The sequence below is a fragment of the Leifsonia sp. GW821-FHT13C09 genome (assembly GCF_058806435.1).
In genome coordinates, this window is record NZ_JBXAPS010000001.1 from 22,921 (window position 1) to 45,968 (window position 23,048).

Genomic DNA, 23,048 nt, shown 5'->3' on the forward strand with positions numbered 1-23,048 from the left:
CTCGGGCGGCCCGCAGCGGCCGCACGAGCGACGGAGGACGCGATGCGCGGAACGGTGCGGCACGTGGAGTGGGTCGGGGACGAGGACCCGGAGCGGCTGGAGGCGGCGGTCGTCACCCTCGCGCCCGACCGGCTGGACGCGCTCGGCACCTCGCGCACGACGGACTACGTCACGAGCTGGGCGCTGGAGACCGGGCCGGACTGGGTGACCTCCCGGCTCTCTGTCGCGGTCGACGGCCGCGGTTTCACCCGCTGGCTCGTCCTGACCCGGGACGCCCACGGCCGCTGGGCCGCCGAGTCGTACACCCACGGTGACGACCGCTACCACGACGAGCCGATGGCGGCGCCGGGGATCGCCGATCCCGGGAGCCTGGATGGCGCGCTCGACTGCGACCTGGCGCTGTGCCCGGTGACGAACACGATGCCGATCCTCCGGCTCGGGGCGTTGCGGGGCCTGGAGGAGACCGAGCTCACGATGGCGTGGGTGGACCTGCCATCGCTCGCGGTGGTCGCCAGCCGGCAGGCGTACAGCGCGGCCGAACCCTTCGACGCGGGGGCGGGCCGTTCGGTCGTGCGCTACCGGAGAGTCGGCAGCGGATTCATCGCGGACCTCGGCGTGGACGAGGACGGCCTGGTCATCGACTACCCGCGCCTCGCCCGCCGCATCCGCACGCGCTGAGCCGCCGGCCCGCCGACGCGCTCACCCGCCGGGCGGATCAGGGGGTGGCCGCGAGGGCGTCGTAGTCGCGGAAGCTGCGCCGGACGCGCACGATGGTCGCGACGAGGACCACGATCAGGAGGCCGCCGAGCAGCGGCGGGAACCAGAGCGCCCCGGTCAGCGCGAGCACGCCGATGTAGAGGTCGCCGAGCCGCGGGCCGCCGGTCACGACCACGGTGAACACGCCCTGCAGCCGCCCGCGCATCACGTCGGGCGCCGACGCCTGCAGGATGGTCATCCGGAAGATCGAGCTGACGTTGTCCGCCGCGCCCGAGGCCGCGAGCAGCACGGTGGCCGCGATCAACGCGGGCAGGTTCGCCTGGGCGATGGAGGCCGCGCCTCCGGTCGTTCCGCTGAACGCGACCACCGCCAGGACGATGCCGAAGCCGAGGATCGACGCGCCGTAGACGATGATCGCCCGCTCCACCGCGCGGCCCTGCCACCGGACCCCGCCGAGCCGCCCGGAGAAGACGCTGGACACCAGCGTCCCGACCGCGCCGGCCGCGGTCAGGATGCCGACCGTCACCGGTCCGCCGCCGATGAGCAGGGCGCCGACCGCCGGGAACAGCGCCCGCGGCTGCCCGAAGGTCATAGCGATGATGTCGAGCACGAAGGTCATCGACAGGTTCGGCGCGGACTTCAGGAAGCGCAGCCCCTGCAGCACGGAGGCCAGCCCGGCGCTCTGCCGCTCGCCCTCCGGCACGAGGCTCGGCAGCGTGAAGATCCCGAGGAACGCCGCCGTGAACAGGATGACATCGACCGTGTACGTCCACGGGATGCCGACGCTCGCGACCAGGAGGCCGGCGAGCGCGGGCCCGACGGTGACCATCACGCCCATGCCGATCCCGCCGAGCGCGCTCGCCGCGGGCAGCAGCCGCGCGGGCAGCAGGCGCGGCGTGATCGCCTGCCGGGTGGCGCCGATCATGACCGAGGCGACCGCGTTGATCGTCGTGAGGATGTACAGCGGCCACACGACCGGGACGTGGAGCCAGGCGAACACGGCGATCCCGGCGGTGGAGGCCCACGCGACGACCGCCGTCACGAGCGCGACTGTTCGCCGGTCGAACGCGTCGGCGAGCACGCCGCCGTACAGCCCGAAGACGATCATCGGCACCAGAGCGAACAGGGCGACGAGCGAGACGGCCAGCGTCGAGCGCGTGAGGTCGTAGATGTTGAGGCCGACGGCCACGATCGTCATCTGGCCGCCGATGCCGGAGATGGCGCCGCCGAGCCAGAGCCGGGCGAACGCCGGCGACTCCCTCAGCGGGCTGAGGTCGACGAAGTGCCGGGCGTGCGCGAGCCGAGGCTCGTTCGTATCGTCGGGCTCCTTGGTGCCCGGAGCCTGCCCGGCGCTCAGAAGCGCGGCTTCTTGCTGAGCGACACCGCCGCGAGCGAGAAGACGACGCCGGCGACCATCACCGTGACCGTGACGGCCTGCAGCACGACCTGGAAGAAGGGCAGGAACGGGGTGACCGACACCCAGAGCCAGAGGATGGCGCCGATCAGCGTGATGACGTAGCTGAAGGTGCGGCGCGCGTAGAGGGCGTTGAGCGACACGACGGTGCCGGCGACGGTCACCTGGAACAGCGGCAGGAATGCGTGCGCGTTGCCGGTCCAGGTCGCGACCAGGCTGATGACGCCGAGCACGAGGGTGAGCAGCACGACGAGGGTCGCGAGCGCGTTGCCGACCAGGGGCGGCAGCGTGGCGCTCAGGCTGCGGACGAGCCCGCCGTGCTCGTCGTCGATCTCGTTCTCGGTGCGGGGCTCAGCGATGATGTGCGTGGTCACGACGACGATCCTACCGCCCGCCCGGACGCGGCCGCACACGCTTCCGGCCCGGCGCCGGGCGGGTAGGTTGGAGCCATGTCCGCTGACCGCCGCCGGGGGCCCCGGCTCAGCCTTCCCGACCGCGTCGTCCGCACGGACGAGGAGGTCGCCCGCCGGATCGCCCGTCGAAAGACCGGACCCGGCGTCGACCGGTTCTGGCGCCTGCTCAGCGGCGCGGCCGACCACGGCAAGCTCTGGTTCGCCGTCGCCGCCGTGCTCGTGGCCCTCGGCAAGCCGCGGGCGGCGGCCCGCGGGCTCGTCTCGCTCGGCCTGGCCAGCCTGATCGCCAACGTCGTGGGCAAGCGGCTCGTCGGCGGCGAGCGGCCCGTGCCGGCCTCCATCCCCGTCGCGCGGCGGCTGCACCGTTCGCCGACCTCCCCGTCGTTCCCGTCCGGTCACACCGCGAGCGCGGCTGCCTTCGCGACCGGCGTCGCGCTCGACGCGCCGGCCGCCGGCGCGGCTCTGGCGCCCCTCGCCGCGGGCGTCGGCTACTCCCGGCTGCACACCGGGGCGCACTGGTTCTCGGATGTCGTCGGCGGAGCGGCGATCGGGGCGGGCGCGGCCCTGCTGGTCAGGGCGCTGGGGCCCGCGTTCCGCCGGCTCCGGCCGGCCGCGGAGCGCGGCGCGCCCACCGCGTCGGCCGTCGAGCTCCCGGTGCTCGCGCGCGGCGCTGGCGCGTTCGTCGTCGTCAACCCCGGCTCCGGCGCCGGGCTGGACCGCCCGGACCCGCGGGAGCTCCTCGGCGAGCGGTTCCCCGAGGCGCGTGTCCACGAGCTTCAGGAGGGCGACGACATCGCCGCGCTGGTGCGGGAGCAGCTGGGCTCCGCCGAGCCGCCCCGGGTGCTCGGCGTCTCCGGGGGCGACGGCACGGTGGCGGCGATGGCCCATGAAGCGCGCCTCGCCGACCTCCCCTTGCTCGTGCTCCCCGGCGGCACGTTCAACCACTTCGCGAAGGCGATCGGCGCCGACACCCTGGAGATCGCGCTCGACGCGTTCGCGGCGGGCACGGGACGCCGCGTGGACGTGGCCGAGCTGCGGCTCCCGGCGGGCGACGACGGCGACACCCTGACACGCACGGTCCTCAACACGTCCTCCGTCGGCGTCTACCCGGCCTTCGTCGCCGAGCGGGAGCGGCACGAAGACCGCTGGGGGAAGCCGCTCGCGGCCGTGATCGCGGCCATCCGGGTGGTGCGGAAGAGCACCCCCGTCGAGCTGGAGGTCGACGGGCGGCCGCGAACCATCTGGTCGGTGTTCGTCGGAGTCGACCGCTACTACCCGGTCACCGTCGCGCCGATCGAACGCCGGCGGTTGGACGACGGGCTGCTGGACATCCGCATCCTCGACGCCGGCCGGACCCCGAAGACCCGAGGCGCGGTCGCGCTCGCGTTCGGCGGCCGCACCGACGCGCTGGTGGCGCGACTTCCCTTCGTGCAGGGACCTCCGGTCATCGACGGCTTCACCGCGGAGCGCATCTCGGTGCGGACGCGGAACGAGGACCCGGGCTACGCCCACGACGGCGAGGCCTCCACAACGACGCCCGGTCCCGGCCTGGACCTGCGGATCCTGCCGGCGGGACTCGCCGTGTACGCGCCGGTCAGCTCTCCTTGACGACCTGGTCGACGCGCTTGTCGGGTCGCAGGCCGCGCCAGGACGGCTGACGCAGCCGGTCGGTGCCCGTCCACTCGGCGAACTCGACCTCGCCGACGTACTCCGGCCGCACCCAGTGGGCGCCGCGCGCGTCGAGCGAGGGCACGCCCGTCAGCGGGGGAGTCGTCCGCGGGTGCGCGGCCAGCTTCTTCGCCAGGTCGTCGAGCATCGCGTCGGTGAACCCGGTGCCCACCTTGCCGACGTAGCGGAGCCCGTCGCCGTCCGGGATGCCGAGCAGCAGCGCGCCGATGCCGTTCGCGCGGCGGCCGTTGCCGGTGGTCCAGCCGCCGATGACGACCTCCTGCGTGAGGTGGTGCTTGATCTTGATCCAGGTGCGGGAGCGCCGGCCGGTCGCGTAGGTGCCGTCGCGCTGCTTGGCCATGACGCCCTCCAGGCCCAGTTCCCGGGATGAGGAGATGGCGTGGTCGACGTCGCCCGCGAACGCCGGCGGGACCTGCACCGGGTCGTCCTTCGGCGGCCGGAGGGTCTCCTGCAGAGCTGCGCGGCGCTCGTCGTAGGTCTTCTTCCGGAGGTCCGTCCCGTCGAGCTCGAGCAGGTCGAAGACGAAGTAGTGGGCGGGCGCGCGCTCGGCCGCCGCGCGCACCTCCGCCGGACGGGTGAGGCCCATCCGGGTCTGCAGGAGGCCGAAGTCCGGCCGCCCGTGCGGGGTCAGCGTGACGATCTCGCCGTCGAGCACCAGGCTGTGGTCGCCCGCGAGGTCGACCAGGCCGGCCAGGTCGGGGTAGGTGCCGGTCACGTCGTTGCCGTTCCGGGTGGTCAGCCGGAGGGCGCCGTCGCGCACGACGGCGACCGCGCGGATGCCGTCCCACTTCATCTCGAACGCCCACTCCGACTCGTCGTGGATGTCGGCCCGCGAGCCGAGGGTGGCGAGCATGGGGGAGATGGGGGCATCGGTGATGGGTTCGGGCGACGCCTTCTTCGGCGCAGCCTGCGCCGCCTCCGCCCCCGCGTCCTTCATCAGGTGGATGAGCCAATTCTTCTCGTCGCCGCCCTGCTTCGTGGCGATGAGGGCGAACTTCCGCGGCTCGCCGCCGAGGCCGCCGTCCGGCTGTCCGTGCAGCGTGGCGATCACCTCATCGTCCCGCCACTTCTCCAGCTCGTACTCGCCGTGGTCCCAGATGTCGACGTGGCCCGCGCCGTACTCGCCGTGCGGGATGTCGCCGGCGAACGTGCCGTACTCCAGCGGATGGTCCTCCACGTGCACGGCGAGGTGGTTCTGCTTCGGGTCGGTCGGCGGCCCCTTCGGCAGCGCCCAGCTCACCAGCACGCCGTCGTGCTGCAGCCGGAAGTCCCAGTGCAGCCGGCGGGCGTGGTGCTCCTGGATGACGAACGAACGGCCGTCGACGGCGTCCGGGCTGACCGACGGCACCGGTTCGGGCGTCTTCTCGGCGTCGCGCTTGGAGCGGTAGGTCGTCAGCCGGTCGGTGTCCGCCGCGCTGATCCCCTCGGCCGCCAGGTGCCCGGCCGACAGGTCGGCCAGGGGGTCGCCGCGACGCTTCACCCGCTCCAGCACCTCCGTGTACTCCAGGTGCCGCAGGTCCTTCGACGCCAGCTCCCGCCACGTGCGCGGCGCGGCGACGGTCGGCCGGAACCGCCCGCGCAGCGAGTACGGCGCGATCGTCGTCTTGGCGCCGTTGTTCTGGCTCCAGTCGACCAGCACCTTGCCGGCGCGCAGCGCCTTCTTCATGTCGCTGACCACGAGATCGGGGTGGTCGGCCTCCAGCGCCCGCGCCAGCTCGTGCGCCACCGCGGAGACCTGGTCGCTGGTCTGCGAGCCGTCCAGCGGCGCGTAGAGGTGGATGCCCTTCGACCCGCTGGTCACCGGCAGCGGATCGAGCCCCATGTCCGCCAGGATGGCGCGGGCCAGCCGGGCGACCTCCGCGCAGTCCTGCAGCGTCGCGCCCTCGCCCGGGTCGAGGTCGAGCACCAGGCGGTCCGGGTTGTGCCGCGTGTCGCCGCGGCCGACGCGCCACTGCGGCACGTGCAGCTCCAGCGACGCGATCTGCGCGAGCCAGACGAGCGTCGCACGGTCGTTCACGAGCGGGTAGGTGTTCTCGCTGGTCTTGTGCCGGATGGTGCGCGTCTTCACCCAGCTCGGGGTGGAGGCCGGGTCGAGGTTCTTCTGGAAGAACACCTCGCCGGGTTTCTCGGGTGTCCCGACGCCGTGCACCCAGCGCTTGCGGGTGGCGATGCGGTCGCGGGTGTGCGGGATCATCACGTCGGCGATGGCGCTGTAGTAGCCGATGATGTCGGCTTTGGTGGTCCCGGTCTCCGGGTACATGACCTTGTCGAGGTTCGTCAGCTTGAGCCGGTGCCCGTCGATCGAGACCGTCTCCGTGTCCTCCGCAGCCATGCACACACCGTACGCCGCCCCCAACCCCACCGAGTAGACCCGCGAGTACGCAGAAAATCAGGTGGAAACCGTCGAATCCGCAGATAATTCGCGTACTCGGCGGATGGTTTGTGTTGAAATTGCGGGGCGGCGCGGACACGATGGTCCCATGAGGGCCATATGGACGGGAGCGATCACCTTCGGGCTGGTCAATGTGCCGGTGAAGGTCTACAGCGCGACCGAGGACCACGACGTGGCGCTGCACCAGGTGCACGACGCCGACGGCGGGCGCATCCGGTACAAGCGCGTGTGCGAGATCGACGGCAAGACCATCCCGTACGAGCACATCGCCAAGGCGTACGACGACGGCGAACGGACGGTCATCCTCACCCCGGAGGACCTGGAGTCGCTGCCCGCCGAGCGCAGCCGCGAGATCGACGTCGTCGAGTTCGTGCCCAACGACCAGCTCGACCCGATCATGTTCGACCGCAGCTACTACCTGGAGCCGGACTCCAAGTCGCTCAAGGCCTACGCGCTGCTGCGCAAGACGCTGGAGGACGAGGACCGCACCGCGATCGTCAACTTCGCGCTGCGGCAGAAGACCCGGCTCGGCGCGCTGCGCGTCCGCGGCAACGTCCTGGTGCTCCAGACGATGCTGTGGCATGACGAGATCCGCGCGGCGGACTTCCCCGCGCTGGAGACCACGCCGCGGATCAGCGACCGGGAGCTCACGCTGTCCTCCGCTCTGATGGAGAGCTTCGCTGGTGACTTCGAGCCGGAGAAGTTCAGCGACGAGTACCAGGAGGAGCTGCGCAAGCTGATCGACGCCAAGCTGGAGCAGGGCGAGACCATCGACACAGCCGCGACCTTCGGCGAGGAGCAGGAGGAGGCCAAGAAGGGCGGCGGCGAGGTCATCGACCTGATGGAGGCGCTGCAGCGCAGCGTCGAGCGGAGCAGGGGCGGCGGATCCTCGAAGGCGGCTTCCGAGAGCGCCGCGGAGAAGAAGCCGGCGGCGACGGAGAAGAAGGCTCCCCCCAAGAAGACCGCAACGAAGACCGCAGCGAAGACTCCGGCGAAGACCAAGAAGCCTGCGTGACGCGCCTGCGCCGCAGCGACCCTTCCGGGCCGGGCTATACCCGCCGGCCGTCCGCGAAGGGTCCGGTCTACGAGGACGAGTCGGGCAACCGCATCGTGGACGAGCGCGAGCTGGAGCGCATCCGTTCGCTCGTGATCCCGCCCGCCTGGAAGGACGTCTGGATCTCCCCGGACGCCCGCGGCCACATCCAGGCCGTCGGGACGGACGCGGCCGGGAGGCGGCAGTACCTGTACCACGAGTCCTGGCGGCTGCGTCAGGACCGGATCAAGTTCGAGCGCGCCGTCCAGCTCGCCGAGACGCTGCCCGGCGCTCGCCGCAAGGTCACGATGGACCTGCGCCGGGAGGGCTTCGGGCGCGACCGCATCCTGGCCGCCGCGTTCCGCATCATCGACCTCGGCAGCCTCCGGATCGGCAGCGAGGAGTACCTGCACGCCAACGGCAGCCGTGGACTGACCACGCTGCTCTGCCGGCATGCCGCCATCGACGGCGACGAAGTGACCCTGACCTTCCCGGCCAAGTCGGCGCAGAAGTGGGCCAGCACCATCGAGGACGCCGACCTGGCCGCGCTGCTCGGCGAGATCATCGCCGTGCGCGGTCAGCGCTCCCGGCTGCTGTCGTGGAAGGACGGGACCTGGCACACGATCCGGCCGGCGTCGCTGAACGAGTACATCCAGCGGCAGACCGGCGGCGAGTTCACGGCCAAGGACTTCCGGACGCTGCACGGCACGATCGTCGCGGCCGAAGCGCTCGCCGGGCTCGGGATCGCGGACAAGGAGGCGCAGCGCGCGAAGCGGGTCACGGCGGCGGTCGCCGAGGCCGCGGACGCCCTCGGCAACACTCCGACGATCGCTCGCAACAGCTACATCGACCCGCGGGTGTTCGACCGCTACCGGTCCGGGGAGGTCATCGACACCCGCGGCGGCCGCGCTCCGGAGCCCGCGCTGCTGGAGCTCCTGAGCTGACGGCCGCCGCCGGCCGCTACCGCCCGGGCGGCTACCGCTTCGTCGCCGACTGCGCCGGCGTCCCCGCCGACAGCGGCGCCGCGATGTCCTCCAGCGACTTCCGTTCCGCGTCCACGCCGAGGAAGAGCTCGACCAGGCCGGCCGCGATCATCAGCCCGGCGCCGATGTAGTACCCGACCGCCACCGCCTGCACACCGCCGCCGATGAGCTGGCCGAACAGGATCGGGCCGACGATGCCGCCGGCCGCGGTGCCGACCGCGTAGAAGAACGCGATCGCCATCGCGCGGGTCTCCATCGGGAAGATCTCGCTCACCGTCAGGTACGCCGCGCTCGCTCCCGCCGAGGCGAAGAAGAACACGACCATCCAGCACACCGTCAGCCAGACCGCGTCGAGCGCGCCCGCGGAGAAGAGCAGCGCCGTGCCGATCAGCAGCACCCCGGAGCCGACGTACGACAGCGTGATCATGAACCGGCGGCCGATCGAGTCGAACAGCCGGCCGAGCAGCAGCGGGCCGAGGAAGTTGCCGATCGCGATCGGGATCAGGGACCACGGCGCCAGGTCGGCGGGCACCTTGAGCAGGTTCGTCAGCACCAGTGCGTAGGTGAAGAAGACGGCGTTGTAGAGGAACGCCTGGCCGATGAACAGCGACAGCCCGAGGATCGAGCGCTTCGGGTACTGGTGGATGCCGACCCGGATGATCTCGCCGAATCCGGTGGAGCGGCGCTGGTGGATCTCGATCGCCTTGTCGTCCGCCACGGCCTCGAGGTCGGAGCCGCGCTCCTTCTCGATGTCGCGCTCGATCTCGGAGACCTCCTTCTCGGCCGCCTCGTCGCGGCCGTGGATGAACATCCAGCGCGGCGACTCCGGCACGTTCCTGCGCACCAGGAGGATCACCAGCCCGAGCACCGCGCCCAGGCCGAAGGCGATGCGCCAGCCGATGTTCGCCGGGAAGATCGCCGTGTTGAGAAGGAACACCGTGAGGATGGCGCCGAACGCCGTTCCGAGCCAGTACGACCCGTTGATGGCGAGGTCCACCACGCCGCGGCGGCGGGCCGGGATGAGCTCGTCGATCGCGGAGTTGATCGCCGCGTACTCGCCGCCGATGCCGGCGCCGGTGAAGAAGCGGAACACGAAGAACATCCACGGCGCCACCGAGAACGCGGTGAGCACCGTCGCGAGCAGGTAGAGGCCGAGAGTGATGATGAACAGCTTCTTCCGGCCGTAACGGTCGGTGAGATAGCCGAACACCAGCGACCCCACGCAGGCGCCCGCGACGTAGATCGCGGCGGCGAGGCCGACCTGCGGGGTGGTCAGTCCGAGCCCGGAGGCCTTCTCGGTGAGGCGGCTCGCGATCGCACCGACGATGGTGACCTCGAGCCCGTCGAGGATCCACACCGTGCCGAGCCCGACGACGACGAGCCAGTGGAAGTGCGACCACGGCAGCCGGTCGAGACGGGCGGGAATGGTGGTACGGATGGTCTTGAGGCCCGCCGCGCCCTGGGAATCAGATGAATGCACGCTCATGTTCAGGAGAGTACGAGCCTGCCATTCCGGTGGGAGGCCCTTGACAAGCGGGTATTTGCGAGAGGGCAAACGACACGCCTAGCGAGCCTTACCACCCTTGTCAACCCCTTGTTGGGGTACTGCGCATTCTGACACCGTTGGCTCACGAATCGAGGCAGAAAACACCTGCGCACGATGGAATGGGATGACACGATGACGACGCTCGAAGTGACCAATGATCCAGTCCGCGACTACCTCAATTCCATTGGAAGGACCCGCCTGCTGACGGCGGACGAGGAAGTCGCGCTGGCCAAGCGGATCGAGATCGGCGTGCTCGCCGGCGACCGCCTGGCGACCCGCCCCGGGCTCACCCCGCAGGAGAAGCGGGAGCTGCAGTACCTGGCCGACGACGGCAAGCGCGCCTTCGAGCGCTTCATCGAGGCGAACCTCCGCCTCGTCGTGAGCATCGCCAAGCGCTACGCCGGCCGCGGGCTCGCGGTGATGGACCTGATCCAGGAGGGCAACCTCGGCCTGGTGCGCGCGGTCGAGAAGTTCGACTACCGGACCGGCAACAAGTTCTCCACCTACGCCACCTGGTGGATCCGCCAGTCGATCCTCCGCGGCATCGCCGACACCGCCCGTCTGATCCGCATCCCGGTGCACACCGTCGAGAAGATCGACAAGCTCGACCGCATCCGCCGCGACCTCGGCGGCGAGCTGGGCCGCACGCCCACGCTGGAGGAGATGGCGGAGGCCGCCAATCTAACGCCGGCCGAAGTGCACAAGCTGCAGATGAGCGACTCCGAGACCGTGTCGCTGGCCGTGCCGGTCGGCGAGAACGAGGGCGCCGAGCTCGGCGACCTGATCGAGGACGGTGACGCGCCGGGTCCGTCCGAGTCGGTGGAGGTCGAGTTCCGTCACCGCGACCTGGAGGAGCGCCTGCGCGAGCTCCCGCCCCGCGACGCGAAGGTGGTCCGGATGCGCTTCGGCCTCGACGGTCAGAAGCCGATGACGCTCGACGAGGTCGGCGCGGTCTACGGCATCACCCGCGAGCGCGTGCGCCAGCTGGAGACCCGCAGCCTCAAGCGCCTGCGCTGCCCCGAGCTGCTCGAATACCTGCGCTGACCGCGTCGCGCTGAGCGCAGCGCGCACGCGATGACGGGAACCCCGTGCTCAACCGAGCGCGGGGTTCTCGTGTTCCGCGACCGCCTGGTCGAACGGGATGTCGCCGGGGTGGTCCCCGGAGGCGGCCTCGTCCGCGCCGGCCTCCGCATCTGCGGGGGCGGCGACGGTCTCCGCCACGGGCGCTTCCGCCGGAGCGGCGGCGACCAGCGGGTCTTCTGATTCCTGTGCCATGGCGTGCCTCCGTTCTGCCATGATCACCGCCAGATTAGGGGTGCGGAGGGAGAGCAGCAACGATCGCTGAACTTCTCTCAGCGAGTTGGCGGCAGGCGAGTGGCGGAGCGCTGCCGCCGGGGCGGCCTCAGCGGCCGGGAGGCGAGTCGGCGTTGACCTCGTCGGCGCCGAGCGCGCCGATCTCCTCGGTGAGCTGGAGACCCTGCGCGCTGTTGGAGGACAGTGTGAGCTGCTCCAGCCATTGCTTGTTGATCGACGGCGGCCGGCCGCCGCTGTACCGGAACAGGAGGGGGATGGCGGGGTCCACCCAGATGGCGCTCCGGCCGTCGCCGACGCCCTGCTCATCGCGCCAGGAGAAGAAGAAGCCCTCTTTCCGCCGCAGCTTGAGCCCGACGACGATCTGCAGATGCGCGAGAACCCGGTCTTCGAATCCGATCTCCGTCGTACCGCCGTAAACGAGCTTTCCCATGCGAGAACCGTACCGGAATCCCTGTGGATGCAGGTATTCGGCGCGAGAAAGCGGCGCGGCGCTTTTCCGCGCGCCGGGGGTAAGGTCGCACGGTGGAACCTCGACGCGTCCTCGTCACCGGCGCCACCGGCTACATCGGCGGCCGGCTGGTGCCCCGCCTCCTGGAGCGCGGCTACCGTGTGCGCGTCCTCGTCCGCTCGCCGCTCAAGCTCACCGACGTCCCCTGGGCGCCGGACGTGGAGGTGGTGCAGGGCGACCTCCACGACCGCGGGTCCGTCGCGGAGGCCGTGCGCGGCGTGGACGTCGTCTACTATCTCGTGCACTCGATGCGCGCGACCGGGGACTTCGACGAGGAGGAGGCGGACGGCGCCCGGTCCGTCGCCGAGGCGTCCGCAGCCGCGGGCGTGAGCCGGATCGTCTACCTCGGCGCGCTGCACCCGGACGGCCCGCTGTCCCGGCACCTGCGTTCGCGCGTCGCCGTCGGCCGCATCCTCCTCGACTCCGGCGTGCCCACCGTCGTGCTGCAGGCCGGCGTCGTCATCGGCTCGGGCTCGGCGTCGTTCGAGATGATCCGCCAGCTCACCGATGTCCTGCCGTACATGCCGGCGCCGCGCTGGGTCCGCAACCGCATCCAGCCGATCGCGGTGCGCGACGTGCTGCACTATCTGCTGGAGGCCGCCGAACTCCCAGCGGAGGTGTCGCGCGCCTTCGACATCGGCGGCCCCGACATCCTCCGCTACGGGCAGATGATGAACGGCTACGCGCTGGAGGCCGGGCTGCGGCAGCGGCCGATCGCTTCGCTTCCCGTGTTCACGCCGTGGCTGGCGTCGCAGTGGGTGAACCTGGTCACGCCGATCCCGCGGGCGCTCGCCGTGCCCATCATCGAGTCGCTGCAGTACGACTGCGTGATGCGCGAGCACGACATCGACGCCGTGATCCCTCCGCCGGAGGGCGGTCTGACCGGCTATCGCGCGTCCGTCCGGCTGGCGCTCGCACGACTGCGCGCGGGCACCGTCGAGACGAGCTGGCAGGACGCCTCCGTCTCCGGGGCGCCCAGCGATCCGCTGCCGAGCGATCCGGACTGGTCGGGCCACACCGTCTACACCGACGTGCGCGAGCGGGCCAGCACGGCGCCGCCCCAGGAGCTCTGGCGGGTGATCGAGGGGATCGGCGGCGACCGCGGCTGGTACTCGTTCCCGCTCGCCTGGGCGCTCCGCGGCTGGCTGGACAAGCTGGCCGGCGGGGTGGGCCTGCGCCGGGGCCGGCGCGACGCCGACCGGCTGCAGACCGGCGACGCCCTCGACTGGTGGCGCGTCGAGGCCATCGAACGCGGGTCGGCGCTGCGGCTGCGGGCCGAGATGCGGGTGCCCGGCCTCGCCTGGCTGGAGCTCGGTGTGACACCCGACGGAACAGGTTCCCGGTACCGTCAGCGCGCGGTGTTCTTCCCGCACGGGCTGGCCGGGCGGCTGTACTGGCTGGCCATCCTGCCGTTCCACGGCGTCATCTTCGCCGGGATGGCCGAGCGGATCGTCGTGGAGGCCGAACGCGCTGCGCGCACCGCGCCTCCGGAAGGGGTCACTCCGGCGGAGCGGTGACGAGCGTCGTCGCGCTCAGGTCGTTCAGGAAGCGCGTCACGATCTCGCGCTCCTCGGGGCTGAGCGCCCGCGCCACCTCGAAGCGCCGGGCGTGCTGCAGGCCCATCGTGCGGCGCACCTGGCGGTGGGTCTCCGGGGTGATCTCGACCGTGACGGCGCGCCGGTCGGTGGGGTGCGGCTTGCGCACGATGTGGCCGGCGCGCTCCAGCCGGTCGAGCAGCTTTGTGACGGAGGCGGTGGAGATGTGCAGGTGCTCGGCGAGGGCGCCGGCGGTCACCGCGACATCGGCGTTCGTGGACGCGATGATGTAGCGCAGCGCCCGCATGTCGGTCTCGTTGAGCTGCATCGCCGTGCGCGACTCGAAGCTGAGTCGCTGTTCGGCCTCCCGCCAGCCCCGGACGGCGTCCAGCACGCCGATGACCTGCTTCAGCTCCTCGTCGCTGAGGTCGTCGTGGCGCACGAGCTCCTGCCGCGGGTCGATCACGCGCGGGTCGATCAGCGACCCGGAGATGCGGCGGGCCTCCTCCTTGGAAGTCATGGAGACATCCTATTGCCCAGCGTAAGAAGCGTGCTAAGTTATTTGCTAACCAGGCTAGGTAAAGGAGCTCGGAATGACCCAGCTTCGCCCGGAGCTCGCGCAGCACCGCCCCGAAACACACCGCCCCGCCAGGGGCGTCTCGACCGCCGACGCGGTCGAGACGGACCTGCGCTCCGTCGAGCAGGAGCTGTCCGCCTTCCTCGCCGCACGCGAGAGCGACGCCGCCGGCTACGGCGAGGAGTACACGCGCCTGTGGCAGGCCGTGGCGGAGTCCTCCCGCGGCGGCAAACGGCTGCGACCCCGGCTCGTGCTGTCGGCGTTCCACGGCCTGGCCGGCTCCGGCCACCGCGACGCCGAAGGCCGCGCCGCGGCCGTCCAGACCGCGCTCGCCTTCGAGCTCCTGCACAGCGCCTTCCTGCTGCACGACGACGTGATCGACGGCGACACGGTGCGCCGCGGTCGACCGAACGTCGCCGGCGAGTTCAGCGCCGACGCCCTGTTCCGGGGGGCCGGGACGACCCGCGCCCGACTCTGGGGCGAGTCGGCGGCCATCCTCGCCGGCGACCTGCTGCTGCACGCCGCCGCCCAGCGCGTCGCGCGCCTGACGGTCGCGGAGCCCACGCGCTCCGGGCTGCTCGACCTGATCGATCGCGCCGTCTACGTCACCGCCGCCGGTGAGCTGGCGGATGTCGGACTGGCGACCGGGATGTCCGCGAACGAGCTGCCCGACGTCCTCGCGATGACCGGGTACAAGACAGCGGAGTACTCGGTGTCCGGGCCGCTCGCCGCCGGCGCCCTCCTCGCGGGCGCGGACGACGAGGTCGTGGAGCTGCTGGCCCGCTACGGCCGGCTGGTGGGCGTCGCCTTCCAGCTCGGCGACGACCTGCTCGGGGTGTACGGGGACGCGACCGTGACGGGCAAGACCGTGGTCGGCGACCTCCAGCAGGGCAAGGAGACCACGCTCATCGCCTTCGCCCGGGGCACCGCGCAGTGGCCCGACCTGGAGCCGTTGTTCGGACGGGCAGACCTCGGCCCGGACGGCGCGGCGGAACTCGCCGCGGGCCTGGAACGCTGCGGCGCGCGCCTCTTCGCCGAGCGTCTCCTGGCCGATCACGTGGCCGTGGCCGTCGCCGCCCTGGACACCCCCCTGCTGCCGTCCGCGCTGGCTGCCACGCTGACCGGCATCGCCATCGGCTGTGTCGGGAGGACCGCATGACCCGCACCGAGCCGTCGGCGTCGGAGACCTCGCCTGAGGGGCGTGCCGTCCCCGTCTCCGACACCGACCTCACCCTCTACGGCCGGGCCGCGCACCGCAGCGCCGCCACGATCATCCACGAGTACTCCACCTCGTTCGGGATGGCGACCAGGCTGCTGTCGCCGTCCGTCCGCCCGCAGGTCGAGGACGTCTACGCCCTCGTGAGGGTCGCCGACGAGATCGTCGACGGAGCGGCGGCCGAGGCGGGACTGACCGCGGAGCAGATCAGAGACGTCCTCGCCGCGCTCGAGGACGACACCGAGCAGGCGCTGCGCACCGGGTACAGCGCCAACGTCGTCGTCCACGCGTTCGCCCGCACGGCGCGTTCGGCCGGCTTCGGCGCGGAGCTGACCCGGCCGTTCTTCGCCTCCATGCGCCGCGACCTCGACCCCGTCGACTTCACCGCGGACGAGCTGAGCGCCTACGTCTACGGGTCCGCGGAGGTCGTCGGGCTGATGTGCCTCGCCGTCTTCCTCGCCGACTCGCCCGTGCCCGACGCGACCCGGCGCCGGCTGGAGGCGGGGGCGCGCCGGCTCGGAGCGGCGTTCCAGAAGATCAACTTCCTGCGCGACCTCGCGGTCGACTACGCGGAGCTCGGCCGCAGCTACTTCCCGGGCATCGACCCGGCCCGCCTCACCGAGCGGCAGAAGCTCGCGCTCGTGGTCGACATCGACTGCGACCTGGGCGCGGCGGCGGACGCCATCCCGGAGCTGCCGGAGAACTGCCGGCGCGCGATCGCCGCCGCCCACGGCCTGTTCTCCGAGCTCAGCGACCGGATCCGGCAGACCCCGGCGGCCGAGCTGCTCACGCGCCGGGTGCGGGTGCCCAACGCCATGAAGCTCGCGATCCTGCTCCGGGCCTCCACCGGGTCGCTGCGGTGACGGAGCGACTGGCCGCCGCCGACCGCGGCGCCGACCGCGCCGCCGACCGGGTCGTCATCATCGGGGGAGGGATCGCCGGGCTCGCCACCGCGGCGCTGCTCGCGCGGGACGGCCGCCGCGTCACCCTGCTCGAACAGCAGGACGCGCTGGGCGGCCGGGCCGGACTGTGGGAGGCGGACGGCTTCCGCTTCGACACCGGGCCGTCCTGGTACCTGATGCCGGAGGTGTTCGACCACTTCTTCCGGCTGCTCGGCACGAGCGCCGCCGAGCAGCTGGACCTGGTCACCCTCGACCCCGGCTACCGGCTGTTCGCGGAGTCCGGCGGCGACCCGCTGGATGTCCGGGCGGACGGCCGGAGCAACCGCGCGCTGTTCGAGAGCGTGGAGCCGGGCGCCGGCGCCGCGCTCGACCGCTACCTCGAGAGCGCGGCCGAGACCTACCGGCTGGCGGTGGACCGCTTCCTCTACGCGACCTTCGCGACGCCCGGCCCCCTGCTCGACGGGGCCGTCCTCCGCCGCGCGGGGCGACTGGCGCGCCTCCTGCTCGAACCGCTCGACCGTTACGCCGCCGGGTTCGTGCGCGACACCCGGCTGCGGCAGCTCCTCGGCTACCCGGCGGTCTTCCTCGGCACGTCGCCCGGCCGCGCGCCCAGCATGTATCACCTGATGAGCCACCTCGACCTGGACGACGGCGTGCGCTACCCGCAGGGCGGCTTCGCCGAGCTGATCCGGCGGATCGCGGCGCTCGCCGAGGCCGCCGGAGCGGAGCTGGTGACCGGCGCCCGGGTGACGGCGATCCAGACCGGGCCGGGCCGGGAGCGCCGGGCCCGCGCGACCGGCGTCGAGTACATCGACGCCGCAGGCCGCTCCCGGGTCGCGGAGGCGGGCATCGTGGTCTCCGCCGCCGACCTCCACCACACCGAGACCGAGCTGCTGCCGTCGGCGCTGCGCACGTATCCCGAGCGGACCTGGGACCGCCGCGATCCCGGGCCCGGCGCCGTGCTCGCGATGCTCGGCGTCCGCGGCGCGCTCCCGGAGCTCACCCACCACAACCTGTTCTTCACGACGGACTGGGAGGAGGGCTTCGCCCGCATCTACGGCGCACGGCCCGGCTTCGGGCGCGGCACGGTCATCCCCGACCCGGCGTCGCTCTATGTCTGCAAGCCGAGCGCGACGGACCCCGGCGTCGCACCGGAGGGCTCCGAGAACCTCTTCCTGCTGGTCCCGGTCGCCGCCGACGTTTCGATCGGCCGCGGCGGCGTCGACGGCGCCGGCGACCGGCTGGTGGAGAAGACGGTGGACGCGGCAGTCGCGCAGGTCGGCGCCTGGGCGGGCGTCCCCGACCTCGCCGACCGGATCGTCGTGCGCCGCACGGTCGGCCCGGACGATTTCGCCCACGACGTGAACGCGTGGATGGGCGGCGCGCTCGGGCTCGCGCACACGCTGCGGCAGAGCGCGTTCTTCCGTCCGGGGAACGCGTCGAAGAAGGTCGACGGCCTGCTCTACGCCGGATCGTCGACCATCCCCGGCATCGGCCTGCCCATGTGCCTGATCAGCGCCGAGCTCGTGCTCAAGCGGCTGCGCGGCGACGACAGCGCGGCCCCGCTTCCGGAGCCGCTGCGCCCGGCGGCAGCCTCGGGTGCTGTGCACACGGGGGAGCGCGTCCCGTGATCCTCGCCTACCTCGCCTGCCTGCTCGGCGCGCTCGGCGCGCTGGCGCTGCTCGACAGGCGGTTCCACCTGGTCTTCTGGCGCGGCGCCGCCCCGCGCCGCGCCGGCCTGGTGCTCGCGGGCGGGCTGGTCTTCTTCCTGGCCTGGGACGCGCTCGGCATCGTGCTCGGCGTCTTCGCCCGCGGCCGGTCGCCGTTCATGACCGGCATCGAGCTCGCGCCGCAGCTCCCTCTGGAGGAGCCGGTGTTCCTGGCGTTCCTCTGCTACCTGACGCTGGTCCTGCTGTTCGGGACGCGCGCGCTGCTCGACCGGCGGGAGCGCGGATGACCTACCCGCTGCTCAGCGCCGCCTTCCTCGCGCTCGCCGCGGCCGTCCTGGTCGTCGGCCTCGTGCGCGCGCCGGACGGCGCCGGCCTCGTGCGGCGCTGGATCGTCCCTGCCGTCGTCACCGGCGTCGTACTGGTGGTGCTGACCGCCGTCTTCGACAACCTCATGATCGCGGCGGGACTGATGACTTATGCGCCCGCGGCGATCTCCGGTGTGCGCCTCGGCCTCGTCCCGATCGAGGACCTCGCCTATCCGATCGCCGGGCTGATGCTCCTCCCGGGGCTCTGGCTGCTGCTGCGGCCGGGGCCGGACGGGTCGGTCGGCGCTCATGAGTCGACGACGGAGCACCGCACGCACGATCGGAGCCGCAGTTGACCACGACCGTCGCGCCCTCCGCCGCCCGCCAGCTCCTCCTCGCCTCCCGCCCGCTGAGCTGGATCAACACCGCCTTCCCGTTCGCCGCGGCGTACCTGGTGACGACCGGCCGCGTGGACACCGTGCTGATCGTCGGCACTCTCTACTTCCTCGTCCCGTACAACCTGGCGATGTACGGGGTGAACGACGTGTTCGACTACGAGTCGGATCTGCGCAACCCGCGCAAAGGCGGCGCGGAGGGTGCGCTGCTCGACCGGGACATGCACCGGCGCACGCTGATCGCCGCCGCCGCGACGAACGTGCCGTTCCTGGTCTTCCTCGTCGCGGTCGGCTCGCCGCTGTCGTGGCTGGTGCTGGCCGCGAGCGTCTTCGCCGTGCTGGCCTACTCGGGGAAGGGGCTGCGGTTCAAGGAGGTCCCGTTCCTCGACTCGGCGACGTCGAGCTTCCACTTCGTCAGCCCGGCGCTCTACGGTCTGGTGCTCGCGGGCGCCGTCTTCACCCCCGCGCTCTGGCTGCTGCTGCTGGCGTTCTTCCTGTGGGGCGTCGGCAGCCACGCGTTCGGCGCGGTGCAGGACGTCGTGCCCGACCGGGAGGCCGACATCGCCTCCATCGCCACCGTGCTCGGCGCCGCGCGCACCACGCGGCTCGCCGTCCTCGCCTGGACCGCCGCGGGCCTCGCGATGCTCGGCACCGCCTGGCCCGGCCCGGTCGCCGCCGTGCTCGCCGTCCCGTACATCCTCACCGCCGCGCCGTACTGGTCGGTCCCGGACGCACGCGCGGGCGCCGCCAACCGGGGCTGGCGGCGCTTCCTCTGGATCAACTACGCGTGCGGCTTCGTGGTGACGCTGCTGCTGATCGGCTACGCGTTCTCGTCGCCCGGCTAGCGGTTCTGCGGCACCAGCTGCTGGAGGCTCCAGCCGTTGCCGTCCGGGTCGGTGTAGGAGACGAACCGTCCCCAGGCCTGCTCGTCGACGCCCTGCGCCTCGATGCCGTTGGTTCGCAGGTGCTCCAGCGCCGCGTCCGCGTCGGGGATGACGATCTGCAGCCCCTTCATCGTGCCGGGCTCCATGTCGGTCAGCCCCTCGCCGAAAGCGATCGAGCAGGCCGAGCCTGGCGGCGTCACCTGCACGAACCGGAGCGTGTCGGAGACCCGCTGGTCGAAGTCCGCGTGCCAGCCGAGCGCGTCCACGTAGAACGCCTTGGCCCGGTCCACGTCGCTGACGGGGACGATGATGAGCTCGATACGCCAGTCGCTGATGGTCATGATTCCTGCCTTTCCGGTTGCTGTGATCCCAGGCTATGGCGGCATGCGGTCACATTCCGTCCTCAATGAAAATCGAGCGAATCCACGGATCCGCCCGCTACTCTCGGGAACCATGAGTGACAGTCCCGCCGCGCCGAGCGCCTACGAGGTGCTCGGCGTCAGCGCGACCGTCAGCCAGGACGAGCTGCGGCGCGCCTACCGACGGCTCGCGCGCCTGACGCACCCGGACACCGGCGGCAGCGCGGCGGCGTTCCAGGCCGTGCAGTTCGCCTGGGAGCAGGTCGGCGACCCGGAGGACCGGGCGCGTTACGACCGCGGCGAGTCCTTGGTGGTGGACGCCGTGTCCGGCGAGTCCGGCGGCGGAGGCTTCAGCGCCACCGTGCACCCCACCCGCTCGTCCGGCAGGGGCCCGACCGTGCGCGCCCGCAGCTACGGCCACCCCGGCGGCCGTGCCCGCGAGCGCTTCCTCACCCTGATGCGGGAGTGGATGGGCCGCGGCACCGACCTCGCCGACCCGTACGACCCCGCGCTGGTGCGCTCGGCGCCGCGCGAGATCCGGATGCTGCTGGCGGAGGCGCTCGCCGAGGAGGCGACCGCCCGCGCCGTCTCCGGCCTCGGCATCGGCTTCACGATCTGGAACGACGTGGCCGTGCACCCGGCCACCGACGCCAAGCTGGACCACATCGTCCTCGGCCCCGCCGGCTTGTTCGCCATCCGCTCCGCCGATTGGGGCGCGCCGGTCAAGCTGGCCAAGGGCGAGCTGGTCGGCTCCGGGATCGCGCACGACGAGGAGCCCTTCCACGCGCTCTACAACTCGGCCAAGAGCTTCGGCCGCCAGGCCGGGGTCCGCTTCACCGGCCTGATCGTGGTCGTCCCCGACGACGCGCTGGCGGTGCCGCTCGACGTCGTCCAGCGCGGCCGGCTGGCCGGGGCGACGGTGGTGCGCCGGTCGCTGCTGCCCCGGATCCTCCGCGACGGCGCGGACGCGGCGGGCCGGGCGAGCGTCGACCGCGCCTTCGAACTGCGGCCGCGGTTGCAGGAGGCCGTGCGCTTCGTCTAGACGTCGCCGGGATCGCGGAGCAGAGTTGGCGCCATGGTCAACGCAATCGACATCTTCAGCGGCTTCAGCGTGAACGACATCGACGCGGCCCGCGACTTCTACCGCGACACCCTCGGCCTGGAGGTGACCGAGGGGCCGATGGGCAACCTCGACATCGCGCTCCCCGGCGGCGGCCACGTCTTCGTCTACCCGAAGCCGGATCACACCCCGGCGAGCTTCACCATCCTGAACCTCGCGGTCGAGGACATCGACGCCGCCGTCGACGACCTCAACGCCAAGGGCGTGGTCACCAAGATCTACGACGACGACGAGCTGCACACCGACGAGAAGGGCGTCGCCCGAGGCCGCGCGGCGAACCGCGGGCCGGACATCGCCTGGTTCCGCGACCCGGCCGGCAACGTGATGTCGGTGCTCGCGGGCTAGGTCAGCCGCTCCAGCAGCCCCATCGCGTCGTACGGCGCGCGCACCTTCATGTCGTTGTCGAAGTACGCGTACACGTCGAGTCCCGCGTCCAGGTGCGCACGCAGCTCGGCGGCCCAGCGGTCCAGCGCCTCGTCGCTGTACCCGCTCGCGTACAGTTCGACATCGCCGTGCAGCCGCACGTAGACGAAGTCCGCGGTCGTCTCGCGCAGCACCGGATAGCGTCCTGCGGTGTCGGCGAGCACCACCGCGACCCCGTGCGCGCGGCAGATGCGCGGGAACGCGGGATCGGTGAAGCTCGCGTGCCGGGCCTCCACCGCGTGCCGGAGCGGACGGTCGTCCGTGCCGGAGTAGTCGGTCCGGCCCTCCTCCAGAGCCGTGTCCGCGGCCAGTGCGCGGGCCTCCGCCGTGGTCCTCGGCAGCATCCCGAGGAAAGCCTCCAGCGCCTGCGGGTCGAACTGCAGGGTCGGCGGGAGCTGCCAGAGCAGCGGGCCGAGCTTGGGGCCGAGCGTGAGCACGCCAGACGCGAACAGGTTGGCGACGGCGACGCGCGCGTTCTTCAGCCGCAGGATGTGCGTGATGTAGCGGCCGCCCTTCACAGAGAACACGAAGTCGTCCGGGGTGCTCGCCGCCCAGTTGCGGTAGCTGGTGGGCTTCTGCAGTGCGTAGAAACTGCCGTTGATCTCGATCGAGTTCAGCCGCTCGGACGCGTACTCGAGCTCGGCGCGGTGCGGCAGGCCCTTCGGATAGAACACGCCGCGCCAGGGCGCGTACGTCCACCCCGAGATGCCCACCCGCGCCTGCGCCATCAGCGGCCCCGGAGCTGGTCCAGGAGGCGGCGGTCGCGCTTGGTGGGGCGCCCGGCGCCGCGCTCGCGCGTGACGTCCGAGGGCGTCTCGGCCTTCGGCGGCGGGGGAGGCGTGCGGTCCTCGAAGCACTCCGCCGCGATCGCGGCGCCGACGCGCTTCACGATCAGCCTGCGGGCGATGTAGATCTTCTCCGAGCCGCCGACGTAGGCGCGCACCTCGTCGCCGACCTTCACCTGCTGCGACGGCTTCGCGCGGTCGCCGTTCACCTTGAGGTGGCCGGCCTTGCAGGCGTCGGAGGCCGCCGAGCGGGTCTTGTACAGCCGCACCGCCCAGGCCCAGGCGTCGACCCGGACCACGGTCGGGCCACCGGACGGCGTCCCGCTCATCGGGAGAGGACGGCCTGCTCCGCCCCGGCCTCCTCGGCGAGCGACGCCTTCCACTTCACCAGGCTGCGCACCGTCTTGCTGCGGTCGGTCGCCAGCGCCGCCATCACATCGGCGGGCACGTAGTAGTTCACCGCCACCCAGCCGCGCACGGTCTCCGAGCGGTCGGTCGCCAGCGAGCGCAGGATGTCGCACGGCGTCGCCTCGTTCTTCGCGACGCAGCCGCGCACGCCCTCGTCGGGGTCCTTCGCCAGCGTCTCGAACAGGTCGGCCGGCGTGTTGTAGCTGGAGGCCACGGCCTCCCGGATCTTGGGATTCGGGTCGGCGGCCAGCAGCCGGAGCCTGCGCAGCTTGCTCTCGGTCACCTCCGGCGCCGGGTGCAGCGCGGCGGCCTCCTCGGCCGTGAGCATCGCCGGGCGGTGATCGCGCATCGCCTGGCGCTGGGCGGGGGTGTTGAACCGGATGCACGACATGCCTCCACGGTACGCGCTGGATCCATCGAATGATGGAAGCGGCTCCCAGCCGCGTCGGGATAACGTGAA

Annotated in this window: 25 protein-coding genes; 14 read left to right on the forward strand and 11 right to left on the reverse strand. The window is 72.1% G+C overall.

Annotation, left to right across the window (positions count from 1 at the left end):
• Positions 1-42: 42 nt before the first annotated feature.
• Positions 43-678, forward strand: coding sequence for a putative glycolipid-binding domain-containing protein (locus tag AC1ROW_RS00115; RefSeq protein ID WP_493016865.1), 636 nt, complete (start codon positions 43-45; stop codon positions 676-678).
• Positions 679-715: 37 nt separating this feature from the next.
• Here the strand turns inward: AC1ROW_RS00115 and AC1ROW_RS00120 are convergent, their stop codons facing one another.
• Both AC1ROW_RS00120 and AC1ROW_RS00125 read right to left on the reverse strand, forming a co-directional pair.
• A complete protein-coding gene (locus AC1ROW_RS00120; protein ID WP_493018323.1) occupies positions 716-1,981 on the reverse strand; it encodes an MFS transporter in 1,266 nt (421 codons plus the stop codon).
• Positions 1,982-2,070: 89 nt separating this feature from the next.
• A complete protein-coding gene (locus AC1ROW_RS00125; protein ID WP_493016866.1) occupies positions 2,071-2,505 on the reverse strand; it encodes a hypothetical protein in 435 nt (144 codons plus the stop codon).
• Positions 2,506-2,580: 75 nt separating this feature from the next.
• Here AC1ROW_RS00125 and AC1ROW_RS00130 point away from each other — a divergent pair, with 75 nt between their 5' ends.
• Positions 2,581-4,152: a bifunctional phosphatase PAP2/diacylglycerol kinase family protein gene (locus tag AC1ROW_RS00130; protein ID WP_493016867.1), complete on the forward strand. Its 1,572-nt coding sequence runs from the start codon at positions 2,581-2,583 to the stop codon at positions 4,150-4,152.
• Here AC1ROW_RS00130 and AC1ROW_RS00135 read toward each other — a convergent pair.
• Complete coding sequence (locus tag AC1ROW_RS00135; protein ID WP_493016868.1) at positions 4,139-6,565, reverse strand: ATP-dependent DNA ligase; 2,427 nt, start codon at positions 6,563-6,565, stop codon at positions 4,139-4,141. The two genes, AC1ROW_RS00130 and AC1ROW_RS00135, sit on opposite strands and share 14 nt — an antisense overlap.
• Before the next feature lie 148 nt (positions 6,566-6,713).
• Between AC1ROW_RS00135 and ku the strand changes: the two genes are divergently transcribed.
• Together ku and AC1ROW_RS00145 are read left to right on the forward strand one after the other, a co-directional pair.
• Positions 6,714-7,640: a non-homologous end joining protein Ku gene (ku, locus tag AC1ROW_RS00140; RefSeq protein WP_493016869.1), complete on the forward strand. Its 927-nt coding sequence runs from the start codon at positions 6,714-6,716 to the stop codon at positions 7,638-7,640.
• A complete protein-coding gene (locus tag AC1ROW_RS00145) occupies positions 7,637-8,602 on the forward strand; it encodes a DNA topoisomerase IB (RefSeq protein WP_493016870.1) in 966 nt (321 codons plus the stop codon). The genes ku and AC1ROW_RS00145 overlap by 4 nt, the downstream gene beginning before the upstream one ends.
• A 31-nt stretch (positions 8,603-8,633) precedes the next feature.
• Here AC1ROW_RS00145 and AC1ROW_RS00150 read toward each other — a convergent pair whose 3' ends face one another.
• Positions 8,634-10,127, reverse strand: coding sequence for an MFS transporter (locus AC1ROW_RS00150; RefSeq protein ID WP_493016871.1), 1,494 nt, complete (start codon positions 10,125-10,127; stop codon positions 8,634-8,636).
• A gap of 192 nt (positions 10,128-10,319) precedes the next feature.
• Here AC1ROW_RS00150 and AC1ROW_RS00155 point away from each other — a divergent pair, with 192 nt between their 5' ends.
• A complete protein-coding gene (locus tag AC1ROW_RS00155) occupies positions 10,320-11,231 on the forward strand; it encodes a sigma-70 family RNA polymerase sigma factor (RefSeq protein WP_493016872.1) in 912 nt (303 codons plus the stop codon).
• 48 nt (positions 11,232-11,279) lie between these two features.
• On the opposite strand, the gene AC1ROW_RS00160 is transcribed toward AC1ROW_RS00155, so the two are convergent.
• Both AC1ROW_RS00160 and AC1ROW_RS00165 read right to left on the reverse strand, forming a co-directional pair.
• Positions 11,280-11,462, reverse strand: coding sequence for a hypothetical protein (locus AC1ROW_RS00160; RefSeq protein WP_493016873.1), 183 nt, complete (start codon positions 11,460-11,462; stop codon positions 11,280-11,282).
• A gap of 127 nt (positions 11,463-11,589) precedes the next feature.
• A complete protein-coding gene (locus AC1ROW_RS00165; RefSeq protein WP_493016874.1) occupies positions 11,590-11,931 on the reverse strand; it encodes a DUF7882 family protein in 342 nt (113 codons plus the stop codon).
• 92 nt (positions 11,932-12,023) lie between these two features.
• Between AC1ROW_RS00165 and AC1ROW_RS00170 the strand changes: the two genes are divergently transcribed.
• Complete coding sequence (locus tag AC1ROW_RS00170; RefSeq protein ID WP_493016875.1) at positions 12,024-13,526, forward strand: SDR family oxidoreductase; 1,503 nt, start codon at positions 12,024-12,026, stop codon at positions 13,524-13,526.
• On the opposite strand, the gene AC1ROW_RS00175 is transcribed toward AC1ROW_RS00170, so the two are convergent.
• Positions 13,507-14,064 (reverse strand): MarR family winged helix-turn-helix transcriptional regulator, encoded by a 558-nt coding sequence (locus AC1ROW_RS00175; RefSeq protein WP_493016876.1) that lies wholly within the window; start codon positions 14,062-14,064, stop codon positions 13,507-13,509. The two genes, AC1ROW_RS00170 and AC1ROW_RS00175, sit on opposite strands and share 20 nt — an antisense overlap.
• A gap of 73 nt (positions 14,065-14,137) precedes the next feature.
• Between AC1ROW_RS00175 and AC1ROW_RS00180 the strand changes: the two genes are divergently transcribed.
• Genes AC1ROW_RS00180 through AC1ROW_RS00205 form a run of 6 tightly spaced genes read left to right on the forward strand, consistent with a single transcriptional unit; the run spans position 14,138 to position 19,454 of the window.
• A complete protein-coding gene (locus tag AC1ROW_RS00180; RefSeq protein ID WP_493016877.1) occupies positions 14,138-15,280 on the forward strand; it encodes a polyprenyl synthetase family protein in 1,143 nt (380 codons plus the stop codon).
• Positions 15,277-16,200, forward strand: coding sequence for a phytoene/squalene synthase family protein (locus tag AC1ROW_RS00185; protein ID WP_493016878.1), 924 nt, complete (start codon positions 15,277-15,279; stop codon positions 16,198-16,200). Before AC1ROW_RS00180 ends, AC1ROW_RS00185 begins: the two co-directional genes overlap by 4 nt.
• The gene (gene crtI, locus AC1ROW_RS00190) at positions 16,197-17,870 is read left to right on the forward strand and encodes a phytoene desaturase family protein (RefSeq protein ID WP_493016879.1); all 1,674 of its coding nucleotides are present in this window, start codon (positions 16,197-16,199) and stop codon (positions 17,868-17,870) included. The genes AC1ROW_RS00185 and crtI overlap by 4 nt, the downstream gene beginning before the upstream one ends.
• Complete coding sequence (locus tag AC1ROW_RS00195) at positions 17,867-18,196, forward strand: lycopene cyclase domain-containing protein (protein ID WP_493016880.1); 330 nt, start codon at positions 17,867-17,869, stop codon at positions 18,194-18,196. Before crtI ends, AC1ROW_RS00195 begins: the two co-directional genes overlap by 4 nt.
• Complete coding sequence (locus AC1ROW_RS00200; RefSeq protein ID WP_493016881.1) at positions 18,193-18,570, forward strand: lycopene cyclase domain-containing protein; 378 nt, start codon at positions 18,193-18,195, stop codon at positions 18,568-18,570. Before AC1ROW_RS00195 ends, AC1ROW_RS00200 begins: the two co-directional genes overlap by 4 nt.
• Positions 18,567-19,454 (forward strand): prenyltransferase, encoded by an 888-nt coding sequence (locus AC1ROW_RS00205; RefSeq protein WP_493016882.1) that lies wholly within the window; start codon positions 18,567-18,569, stop codon positions 19,452-19,454. Before AC1ROW_RS00200 ends, AC1ROW_RS00205 begins: the two co-directional genes overlap by 4 nt.
• Here AC1ROW_RS00205 and AC1ROW_RS00210 read toward each other — a convergent pair.
• Entirely contained in the window at positions 19,451-19,834 is a 384-nt protein-coding gene (locus tag AC1ROW_RS00210) for a glyoxalase superfamily protein (protein ID WP_493016883.1), read from the reverse strand. The two genes, AC1ROW_RS00205 and AC1ROW_RS00210, sit on opposite strands and share 4 nt — an antisense overlap.
• 112 nt (positions 19,835-19,946) lie before the next feature.
• On the opposite strand from AC1ROW_RS00210, the gene AC1ROW_RS00215 reads away from it, so the two are divergent.
• Entirely contained in the window at positions 19,947-20,894 is a 948-nt protein-coding gene (locus AC1ROW_RS00215; RefSeq protein ID WP_493016884.1) for a DnaJ domain-containing protein, read from the forward strand.
• Positions 20,895-20,927: 33 nt separating this feature from the next.
• Positions 20,928-21,317, forward strand: coding sequence for a VOC family protein (locus AC1ROW_RS00220; RefSeq protein WP_493016885.1), 390 nt, complete (start codon positions 20,928-20,930; stop codon positions 21,315-21,317).
• Here AC1ROW_RS00220 and AC1ROW_RS00225 read toward each other — a convergent pair.
• The 3 genes from AC1ROW_RS00225 to AC1ROW_RS00235 are packed head-to-tail and all read right to left on the reverse strand — an operon-like array spanning position 21,314 to position 22,979.
• Positions 21,314-22,123 (reverse strand): DUF72 domain-containing protein, encoded by an 810-nt coding sequence (locus tag AC1ROW_RS00225; RefSeq protein WP_493016886.1) that lies wholly within the window; start codon positions 22,121-22,123, stop codon positions 21,314-21,316. The two genes, AC1ROW_RS00220 and AC1ROW_RS00225, sit on opposite strands and share 4 nt — an antisense overlap.
• A complete protein-coding gene (locus tag AC1ROW_RS00230) occupies positions 22,123-22,509 on the reverse strand; it encodes an RNA-binding S4 domain-containing protein (protein ID WP_493016887.1) in 387 nt (128 codons plus the stop codon). The genes AC1ROW_RS00225 and AC1ROW_RS00230 overlap by 1 nt, the downstream gene beginning before the upstream one ends.
• Positions 22,506-22,979, reverse strand: a complete 474-nt coding sequence (locus AC1ROW_RS00235) for a hypothetical protein (protein ID WP_493016888.1) — start codon at positions 22,977-22,979, stop codon at positions 22,506-22,508. Before AC1ROW_RS00235 ends, AC1ROW_RS00230 begins: the two co-directional genes overlap by 4 nt.
• Positions 22,980-23,048: the final 69 nt, after the last annotated feature.

What these genes read in the sequence shown, in the direction of transcription:
- AC1ROW_RS00115 (WP_493016865.1), top strand. Translation starts at nt 43, where the DNA reads ATGCGCGGAACGGTGCGGCACGTGGAGTGGGTCGGGGACGAGGACCCG.
- AC1ROW_RS00130 (WP_493016867.1), top strand. Translation starts at nt 2,581, where the DNA reads ATGTCCGCTGACCGCCGCCGGGGGCCCCGGCTCAGCCTTCCCGACCGC.
- AC1ROW_RS00135 (WP_493016868.1), bottom strand. Translation starts at nt 6,565, where the DNA reads ATGGCTGCGGAGGACACGGAGACGGTCTCGATCGACGGGCACCGGCTC.
- ku (WP_493016869.1), top strand. Translation starts at nt 6,714, where the DNA reads ATGAGGGCCATATGGACGGGAGCGATCACCTTCGGGCTGGTCAATGTG.
- AC1ROW_RS00150 (WP_493016871.1), bottom strand. Translation starts at nt 10,127, where the DNA reads ATGAGCGTGCATTCATCTGATTCCCAGGGCGCGGCGGGCCTCAAGACC.
- AC1ROW_RS00155 (WP_493016872.1), top strand. Translation starts at nt 10,320, where the DNA reads ATGACGACGCTCGAAGTGACCAATGATCCAGTCCGCGACTACCTCAAT.
- AC1ROW_RS00160 (WP_493016873.1), bottom strand. Translation starts at nt 11,462, where the DNA reads ATGGCACAGGAATCAGAAGACCCGCTGGTCGCCGCCGCTCCGGCGGAA.
- AC1ROW_RS00165 (WP_493016874.1), bottom strand. Translation starts at nt 11,931, where the DNA reads ATGGGAAAGCTCGTTTACGGCGGTACGACGGAGATCGGATTCGAAGAC.
- AC1ROW_RS00175 (WP_493016876.1), bottom strand. Translation starts at nt 14,064, where the DNA reads ATGACTTCCAAGGAGGAGGCCCGCCGCATCTCCGGGTCGCTGATCGAC.
- AC1ROW_RS00180 (WP_493016877.1), top strand. Translation starts at nt 14,138, where the DNA reads ATGACCCAGCTTCGCCCGGAGCTCGCGCAGCACCGCCCCGAAACACAC.
- AC1ROW_RS00185 (WP_493016878.1), top strand. Translation starts at nt 15,277, where the DNA reads ATGACCCGCACCGAGCCGTCGGCGTCGGAGACCTCGCCTGAGGGGCGT.
- AC1ROW_RS00200 (WP_493016881.1), top strand. Translation starts at nt 18,193, where the DNA reads ATGACCTACCCGCTGCTCAGCGCCGCCTTCCTCGCGCTCGCCGCGGCC.
- AC1ROW_RS00210 (WP_493016883.1), bottom strand. Translation starts at nt 19,834, where the DNA reads ATGACCATCAGCGACTGGCGTATCGAGCTCATCATCGTCCCCGTCAGC.
- AC1ROW_RS00215 (WP_493016884.1), top strand. Translation starts at nt 19,947, where the DNA reads ATGAGTGACAGTCCCGCCGCGCCGAGCGCCTACGAGGTGCTCGGCGTC.
- AC1ROW_RS00220 (WP_493016885.1), top strand. Translation starts at nt 20,928, where the DNA reads ATGGTCAACGCAATCGACATCTTCAGCGGCTTCAGCGTGAACGACATC.
- AC1ROW_RS00225 (WP_493016886.1), bottom strand. Translation starts at nt 22,123, where the DNA reads ATGGCGCAGGCGCGGGTGGGCATCTCGGGGTGGACGTACGCGCCCTGG.
- AC1ROW_RS00230 (WP_493016887.1), bottom strand. Translation starts at nt 22,509, where the DNA reads ATGAGCGGGACGCCGTCCGGTGGCCCGACCGTGGTCCGGGTCGACGCC.
- AC1ROW_RS00235 (WP_493016888.1), bottom strand. Translation starts at nt 22,979, where the DNA reads ATGTCGTGCATCCGGTTCAACACCCCCGCCCAGCGCCAGGCGATGCGC.